Annotated in this window: 7 protein-coding genes and 1 tRNA gene; 3 read left to right on the forward strand and 5 right to left on the reverse strand. The window is 48.7% G+C overall.

All coding sequences use genetic code 11. The annotated features are described in order from the left end of the window. Positions 1-98: 98 nt before the first annotated feature. Positions 99-605 (reverse strand): cupin domain-containing protein, encoded by a 507-nt coding sequence (locus H7U12_RS00990; protein ID WP_186631472.1) that lies wholly within the window; start codon positions 603-605, stop codon positions 99-101. A gap of 759 nt (positions 606-1,364) precedes the next feature. On the opposite strand from H7U12_RS00990, the gene H7U12_RS00995 reads away from it, so the two are divergent. Further along, positions 1,365-1,712: a hypothetical protein gene (locus tag H7U12_RS00995; protein WP_186631475.1), complete on the forward strand. Its 348-nt coding sequence runs from the start codon at positions 1,365-1,367 to the stop codon at positions 1,710-1,712. Between the two features lie 168 nt (positions 1,713-1,880). Here H7U12_RS00995 and H7U12_RS01000 read toward each other — a convergent pair whose 3' ends face one another. The 4 genes from H7U12_RS01000 to H7U12_RS01015 form a co-directional block, all read right to left on the reverse strand. Then, positions 1,881-3,017, reverse strand: a complete 1,137-nt coding sequence (locus tag H7U12_RS01000; protein ID WP_186631478.1) for an AI-2E family transporter — start codon at positions 3,015-3,017, stop codon at positions 1,881-1,883. 349 nt (positions 3,018-3,366) lie between these two features. Continuing rightward, entirely contained in the window at positions 3,367-3,906 is a 540-nt protein-coding gene (locus tag H7U12_RS01005) for a GAF domain-containing protein (protein WP_186631481.1), read from the reverse strand. Positions 3,907-4,015: 109 nt separating this feature from the next. Continuing rightward, positions 4,016-5,488, reverse strand: a complete 1,473-nt coding sequence (locus tag H7U12_RS01010; RefSeq protein WP_186631484.1) for a PAS domain-containing sensor histidine kinase — start codon at positions 5,486-5,488, stop codon at positions 4,016-4,018. A gap of 436 nt (positions 5,489-5,924) precedes the next feature. Further along, a tRNA-Ile gene (locus H7U12_RS01015) sits at positions 5,925-5,998 on the reverse strand. A gap of 74 nt (positions 5,999-6,072) precedes the next feature. On the opposite strand from H7U12_RS01015, the gene H7U12_RS01020 reads away from it, so the two are divergent. Continuing rightward, positions 6,073-6,717 carry an HAD family hydrolase gene (locus H7U12_RS01020; protein ID WP_186631487.1) on the forward strand — a complete coding sequence of 215 codons (645 nt, stop codon included), beginning with the start codon at positions 6,073-6,075 and terminating at the stop codon, positions 6,715-6,717. Continuing rightward, a complete protein-coding gene (locus H7U12_RS01025) occupies positions 6,707-7,831 on the forward strand; it encodes a site-2 protease family protein (protein ID WP_186631490.1) in 1,125 nt (374 codons plus the stop codon). Before H7U12_RS01020 ends, H7U12_RS01025 begins: the two co-directional genes overlap by 11 nt. The last annotated feature ends 255 nt before the right edge of the window (positions 7,832-8,086 follow it).

Below are 8,086 nucleotides of genomic sequence, written 5' to 3' on the forward strand. Positions count from 1 at the left end.
CCGAGCCTGTTTGCAGAAAACAGGCCCGGAACGGAGCTTTTAGAATCAGATAGTTACTATACTACCTTTGGTTGCTTTACAGACGAAGGTTATCAATTCTAACGGCCGAAGTCGTCCTGCACCCGCACAATGTCATCTTCGTTCGAAGGGTTTTCGCTATCGGTGTGTTGCCAGATCTCGGCTAACACGCCCCACTCCTCCAAACCTACCAGGCGGTGGCGTTCAGATTGCTTCAGGGTGATGAGCGCTCCCGGCTCCAGGCGCTGCAATTCCCCTTCTTCGTCGGTGGGGCTGGTCACTACACCCACTTTGCCTTTCACTACTTTCCATATCTCGGCCCGACGGTGATGGTACTGCCAGGAAAGACGCTTTTCGGGGGCCACTACCAGAATCTTGGGGCTTAGTTTGCCTGATATTCTGAGCTCATCCACCGAAATGCCGTCAAAATACGTGTCGGCAAATTGCTGGGCCTGGTTTTCATCGATGACAAAAAAGCCTCCCCAAGGTCTGGTTTGATCCTGATTGGCAATACCAAACCCTTTGGCGGTCAGTTCTTGCTCTATTTCCTGAAAAAGCGCTTGTTTCTGAGTGTCAGTAGTAGACATAGTGCGTTCAAATTATAGATGTTCAGGGCTAAATTAACAGGACCCTTTGAATTATCCAGAAATATTTTGAACCTCTCCGTTAAGGATGTGGAAATTACTTACCAACTATATCATGCCCATGAGGTGGTCAATTTTTGCTGAGCGGTTTGTTCGGGTTTTACCTTATAATCTTGAGCTATCCATTCAACCTCCACTACCCTATTTAAGAAGTAGTACTTCTTATGTAAAATACAAAGGCACAACTTCTACTAAATCTATAATAGTGATATTAGTTCATGCCATTACAATGGCGCTACATAAGATCATCAAGAAAAAGAGAAACCAGCGGTTCAGTTAGTTTTACATTTAGAGAATAATCGCTCCCATTTTCATTTCAAATTATACTTCATTTATCATCTTTCTAGTAGTACAATTATTGGATCACAGATACATACATTAATTTTATATTCAATTAAATCTTTATTAATCAGCTAATTAATTAAATTCAAAATCCAGAACAAAGAACAACTTTCGCCTGATTTGCACTTGATAATTTCATCCTGGTCTATTTACTTCTTGTATTCACCTTACTATTAGATCAGCAGAAAGTCTTCTAATATTCATTTCACAATCATTTATGTTAAATAGATTATATTTAGCCAGTTATTGTTGAAAATAACTTCTCCTGTCCCATCATGTTATTTGAATAATGAAATTTATTTTACTTTCCCATCAATTACATTTGTGTAGAAAATCTAATTTGGCAACTAGAGATAATCGATGGGAAACTTTTACGAAACATCGGAACAGGAAACTCCAGAATCCCTGAAGGACAGCACCTCTGACAAAGTGCTAGCCCTGCTTAGGTCTGAAATGTACGAGCGTGGAGAAGCCATTGATGAGGTCCTCGTCATTGCTACTTCTTACCTCCGCATCCTGCAGCAACAGGATTTTCAGGACACTGAAAAGTTTGACTGCGTTTACTGGCATCTTGACACGCTCATTCAGGAGGCGTTGAACATGTTGGAGAACCCGAAGAAAGATTTGTTTCTCTATTTGAAAGCGTTGCATGATTTTAAAGAAACGGCAAAAGAAACGCTGCCTTTTCTAAACACCTCAGCGGCGTAACCTAAGCGCTGCTTCCAGCTTGCCTGTCACATCGCTCAAGGTAAGTGGCACAGAGGCTCAATGAAAGGCAACCTGCTCGCTTAGGCTTCAACCGAATAGCCGCTGTTTTCAACCTGTTTTTCAGAATTCGGCCTCAAAACAGCGCCTGAAAACGAGAAGGGCAGACTGCTAGTGGGGTTTATTCCGGTCATCTGAATCCACTACCTTTTCTGTTCTCTCGTTTGTGGCTGGCACCTTGGCATCAGGGGAGATTTGCCCAGGGTAACTGGCGGGAATTTGATCTCCCAGGAGTTTTCCCCAGGGCTTCAGGTACTCTATCCGGTCGAAGATAATTTTGAGCACCGCCACCATGGGAATGGACAGGAACATGCCCGACACTCCCCACAAGGCTCCGCCCAGCAATACGGCCAGAACAGAAATCAGGGCGTTGATCTGCACCTTGGAAGAGACAATCCGAGGGACGAGCACGTTGTTATCAATGAATTGAATCAAGGCGTACGCGCCAATGATCAGCAGTTGCGTGGTGTAGCCCTCCTGGGTGACGGTAGCCATGAGCACGGGCAGGATAATGGCCACCAATCCGCCCACGTACGGAATCAGGTTTAGAATGGCCCCGATCACCCCAAGCAGAATGGCGTACGGCACCCCCAGAATTGTCAATGCCACAGAATTCATGACCGCCACAATGGAGGCTTCTATGAGCAAGCCCACAATGTAACTCTGGATCGCTGATTTGGTTTCGTGCAGAATCTCGGCTACCGATTGGGTGTTCCTGGTGGAAAAGACCTCAAACAGGAAGTTCAGGATCAAGGGTTTGTATAAAAGGAACAGGAAAATATAAACCGGAATCAGGAACAGCAAACTAAAAATCCCCAGCACGCCGCTCACCGTTCTTCCAACTAAGGCTTTGCCGCTGCTGGCCGTGTCTTTCAGAAACTGCGTCTGTTTCTGAATACTGACGCCAAACGTAGTCTCGGCGAAATTCTGCAGATCTGTGAGAATCTGGGCGAACTTGGTTTTTAAGGCGGGTACCATCTCGCCAAACTGGATGATCTGGGACGAGAGGAAATACAGAATGATCCCCAGCACCGACAAAGCAATAAACAACGTCAGGACGATGGACAGCACCGTGGGTATTTTCAGGCGCATCAGCCGGCTGTTCAAGGGATTCAGCAGAATAGCCAGTAGCAAAGAAAACGCAATGGGCACCAGAATGTCAGATAAAGTGGCCAGCACGTACACCAACAAAATGATTCCCAGTAAGATAAGGGTGCTTTTTTTATAGAATGGTTCTGAAACGGTCATAGCCATCTTTACTCTGATGGAGGTAGAATGTTGCTGCTATGACTTAATTCAGAAGCTTTTGGATGTAATTCCCTTAGTTTTTAGTGGCTCTTTTGAAGATTCACCCGAGGCAATTAGAGTTGCGTTCTAAGATGACGATTCCCTTTTGAAGGGCATTTACTAAAAAGACCTGAAAAACAGCTGGAAGCTTTACAATCATCTACTCAATTCAACAGATCCGTTTCAAGCTTCGTTTTTCAAAAAGAGGCTTAAAACTGGAGCCATTTAGAATGTGAAGCGCTTGCTAGTTGACCTAAGATACTGACAAAACAAATAGGATAACCTCCAGAATAAGTAGGTGCCTTGTCTTTCAGGCGAGAAGATCTTCAGAGCTTGGAAAGTGGCAATACCACTCCTCCAGTTCGTCCAGAACCACCGCGGCTAAGCCCAGCAATATTTCCTCGTCGGGGACAGAGAATTTACGCGGCTTCTTATCCGCGATGGCAAGTATGCCCAGGTTAATTCCGTCAGCGGAACGGATGGGAGCCCCGGCGTAAAAGCGTAATTCCTCATTTTCGGGCAGGAATGGGGACAGGAAAAGGTCTGAAGCTTCATTGGGGTTCTCCACGTAAAAGACATCCTTTCCAGCAAAAGCCAGTGCATCCCACCCTATCTCCCGGTCAACGAAGACAGCTGCCTCTGCACTTACGCTAGTTTTGAACTTAGCCGATTTAGTCTCTATAAAATGCACCAAGGCCCAGGGCACGTTGAAAATGCGGGTCGCCATATCCGTTACGTGCTGAAAAGCGGCTTTCGCCTCGGTCTCGTTTAGCAGTACATATTGGCTCCATCTGACTAGCCGTTCCTGCTCGATTCCAGAACAGGCGATGTTTTCAGATTTCGTATCCATTGAAGAACTTTAATTTGATAACTTCTATGGCTCACCTGCAGTAGGCGTTCCTCAGAAGGTGAAATGATTCCCGAACCGGTAGCAGTTGGTAAAGGAACCAAAAGATAAATCAGGAATTAGGTAAATAGATCAGGAACCTGGTTCCTTTTCCGGGCCGGCTGCTCACGTCAATATGCCCTCCCATAGTGTCCAGGTGGTTCTTGATCAGGTAGAGGCCCAGCCCCCTGCCCTCCTGCGTGCCATGGAATCGCTTGTACATCTTGAACACATACTTTCGGGCTTTCTCCAGGTCAAAGCCGGTACCGTTGTCAGAGAAAGAAAGGAGCGTGCCAGCCTCGGAATTCACCAAGCACTTCACCCGGATCTGGAGCGGACGGCTGGTGCTCCGGTACTTCAGGGCGTTTGACACCAGGTTGTAGAAGATGCTATACACGTAGGCTTTGATGGCCAGTACTGCCTGCCCTTCCTCAATGTCCACAGTTACGTTTGCGCCCGAAATCTGCAGAGCTTCCGCAAAGGAGGCCAGCACCTGCCGGATGATAACGTTGAGATCCACCGCTTCCCGCTGCAAACCGTCTGAGTTGTTGCGGATGCTCAGGATGGTATTCATGTCTTTCAGGACGGTGTCTAACTGAAAAACCACCTGCCGCAGGTATGTAAGGGAGGTGTCAAAGGTCTCGCTATCCTTCCTGGCAGTGTTTAGGAGATCCGTTAGACCTATCATATTGGCCACCGGCGCCCTTAAATTGTGGGAGACGATGTAGGTGAATTGCTGTAGATCACTGTTCTGCCGGTAGAGATCCTTCGTCAGTTTGGACAATTCCATTTCAGAGGTCTTCAGCTCGGTGATATCGGTCTGGATGACCACCAACCGATCTATGGCACCACTCCCGGAGAAGACCGGGTTTATCTCCACACTCACCCACAGCCCTTCGCCGTCTTTTTTGCGGTTCAGCACCTCAAACGTAGCCGATTCGCCCCGCGAAAGTTTCTCTTCGATGGGCGAGTACATGGCCGTGTTCATCTTGGGGTGATGCAACAAACAGGATGGTTTCTGACCGATGGCCTCTTCCAGCGTATACCCATGCAGCCGGGTAAATCCGTCATTCACCCACTCTATGATGCCGGCTTTGTCTATGATCAAGACTCCGTTGTTGGATTTGCTGGCGACCAGGGCAAGTTTTTCCAGCTGGATGCCGGAATGGGGCTGCTCGTCTCTGTACCGAGCCATTTCGCCCTTGACCACTTCCCGCCCCGAGCAGAACATCAGGTTTTCCGCAGCAGACCACTCAGCGGACCACACCACCCGCAGAATTTTCCCATCTTTACATATTAATCGATTCCCATAAGCAGAGGCCATTTGTCCGCCCATCACCTGCTGGGCTGCCAGCAGCGTGCTCTCCCGATCCTCAGGAAGTACATACTCCAGGTAAGGTTTACCCTCCAGCTCAGTGGCTTCATACCCCAAGATCCTGCTGCTCGCCCCCGCAACTTTCACGAAACGCCCCCGGCCGTCTATGCAACAGAGCATGTCCGGGATGTGCTTCATGATCTTTTCAGACCAGTCAATTTCTTGGTGCATGGGTAAGTAATTACTCTAAACGCTTGCCGCTGATAACATTAGCTCTACCAAATGACCCAAAGTCACCGGCAGAATCTTTTGCAGCTTTCAAAATTACTAAAAACTATAAAGATAATTCAGTATTTGTACAGAATGAGCATTTCCAAGTACAGGCAAGAAATGGATGATGCAGCGCCAAGAATGAAATTCGCCAGGCATTTGCCTCTTCTTCAGTTTGCTTAGTCCTAGGCTAAAGGCGGCTTAGAAGTTAATTAAGATCATGATGGAGGTCTTCATATTCTCCATAATGACGACCACAGAAAAACATCAAATCCAGCCGAAAGCGGGCAGAAACCAGAGAGGTAGTTCTAAACTTAACAATACACTGTGTGTGCAAATTGTGTACAAACAAAAAAGCCACTTACAAGTTTTACCTCGTAAGTGGCTGATTAAGAAGTGGGCCCACTTGGAATCGAACCAAGCACCTACTGATTATGAGTCAGTTGCTCTAACCGAATGAGCTATAGGCCCGGCCAAATCTTTGATTTGGGAGTGCAATTCTACAAATTTGTGTTTTAAATCGCAAAATAAAGCACTCTTTAATCGTGGACTTTTCTTCAATCAAAAATATCATCTTCGACCTGGGCGGGGTGATCATCAACATCGACTACGCCAAAGGAACAGACGCCCTGAAAGCCTATGGCAAAACGGGAGCTGAGGTAGATTTCAGCCAGAAGGCGCAATCAGAGCTCTTTGACCTGTATGAACGCGGCGATATTTCGTCAGAGGAGTTCCGGGAGGGACTTCGGACCGAGTATTTCCTGGAAGCGACGGATGAGCAGATTGACGAAGCTTGGAACAGCCTATTGCTGGACATTCCCGCCGAGCGGATTGAACTGTTGCGCGAACTGGGCAAGCACTACCGCCTGTACCTGCTCAGCAACACCAACGCCATCCACATGCTGGCCTTCAACAAGATTGTGGAAGACAATTTCGGGATCCCCAGCCTGGACAGCCTCTTTGACAAAACTTATTATTCGCACCTAGCCCGGATGCGCAAGCCCGGCGGCGAAGTCTTTGAGCGTATTTTAACGGAAAACGGCCTAAAACGCGAAGAGACCCTGTTCATTGATGACAGCATCCAGCACATTGAAGGCGCTAATAAAGTAGGGCTGCACACCCTCCACCTGGCTCCTCCCCTCACCATCAACCAGGCACTGAAGGAGGCGCTGCCCGAACATGGCGCGTAAGCTGGCCCTGCACCTGTTCCTTTTCCTGCTCACGCTGTTCACCACCACCATGGCGGGAGCGGAGTGGCGCTATGGCAGGTCTTTCTTTTATGGGGCAGATGGATTCGTCTGGCCGGGAGCCGATACCTGGACCCAGATAGCCGGAGGGCTGGCGTTCTCCCTAGGTTTTCTGGGCTTTTTGACCACCCATGAGTTTGGGCATTACTTTACGGCCCGCTACTACCGGGTGCGGGTGACGCTCCCGTACTATATTCCCGTCTGGCTGGGAGTCACCTTTGGCATTGGCACCATGGGCGCCTTTATCCGGATCAAAGAGCGCATCTTCTCGCGAAAGGAGTTCTTTGACATCGGGATTGCGGGTCCGTTGGCGGGCTTTGTGGTGGCCCTGGCCTTACTAACATACGGCTTTACGCACCTGCCATCGCAGGAGTACCTCTACTCCATCCACCCGGAGTACCGCGTGTTCGGTCAGAACTATGCCGATTACGTGTATACCCGTGCCGATGACCTGGCCATTGGCCGAAACCTGCTGTTCTGGCTTTTCGAAGAGTTGGTCGCGGATCCTGCCCTGCTGCCTAGCCGGTACGAGATCGTGCATTATCCTTTCCTTTTTGCCGGATTCCTGTCGCTGTTCTTTACGGCCCTCAACCTGTTACCCATTGGGCAGTTAGACGGCGGACACATCCTGTATGGCATGTTGGGCTATGAACGTTTTAACCGCTTGTCCCCTATTCTGTACACGGGCTTCATCTTCTATGCCGGCCTGGGGCTGCTTTCGCTGGACATCAACCCGGAGGAGGACTGGTGGATGTGGGCTGGCTACGCGCTCTACCTGTTCATCGTGTTCCGCCCGCTGTTCCCCGAGCCTCGGCGAGGCGTACTGCTGGCCGCCGGGGTACTCAGTGCCCAAGTGCTGGTTCAGTTCCTCTGGCCCGACGTGCAGGGATACAACGGCTGGCTGGTGTTCGGGCTGATTCTATCGCGGGTGTTGGGCGTTTTCCATCCGCCCAGCCCCAACGAAGCCCCGCTAAGCAAAGGCCGGATTTTGCTGGGTTGGTTTGCGTTGGTTGTATTTGTCCTATGCTTTAGCCCGGCCCCGTTTATTATTGACTGACGTTCCGTTTTAAGCCTACTTTTCAGAAAACATCCCTAAAACAGAGCATTAGTCAAAGTATTTAGTTCTCCCCCGTCAACGATAGGTCTTTGGGTCGAATCCAAACGGGATCAAACCTGATTATTCTTGCTATTAGAGGAAATCACAACTCCTAACTACCTTCGATGAGCCGTTTACACCGGAACTTCTAAGTCAATCAGCTAATAAAAGCCGAACTCCCGTTTTGGGGCTGTTTTCAGAAAACAGCCCCAAAAC

The organism is Rufibacter sediminis (genome assembly GCF_014269285.1).
Taxonomy (GTDB): Bacteria; Bacteroidota; Bacteroidia; order Cytophagales; family Hymenobacteraceae; genus Nibribacter; species Nibribacter sediminis.

Coding starts and splice junctions, on each gene's coding strand:
- H7U12_RS00990 (WP_186631472.1), bottom strand. CDS start 605: ATGTCTACTACTGACACTCAGAAACAAGCGCTTTTTCAGGAAATAGAG.
- H7U12_RS00995 (WP_186631475.1), top strand. CDS start 1,365: ATGGGAAACTTTTACGAAACATCGGAACAGGAAACTCCAGAATCCCTG.
- H7U12_RS01000 (WP_186631478.1), bottom strand. CDS start 3,017: ATGACCGTTTCAGAACCATTCTATAAAAAAAGCACCCTTATCTTACTG.
- H7U12_RS01005 (WP_186631481.1), bottom strand. CDS start 3,906: ATGGATACGAAATCTGAAAACATCGCCTGTTCTGGAATCGAGCAGGAA.
- H7U12_RS01010 (WP_186631484.1), bottom strand. CDS start 5,488: ATGCACCAAGAAATTGACTGGTCTGAAAAGATCATGAAGCACATCCCG.
- H7U12_RS01025 (WP_186631490.1), top strand. CDS start 6,707: ATGGCGCGTAAGCTGGCCCTGCACCTGTTCCTTTTCCTGCTCACGCTG.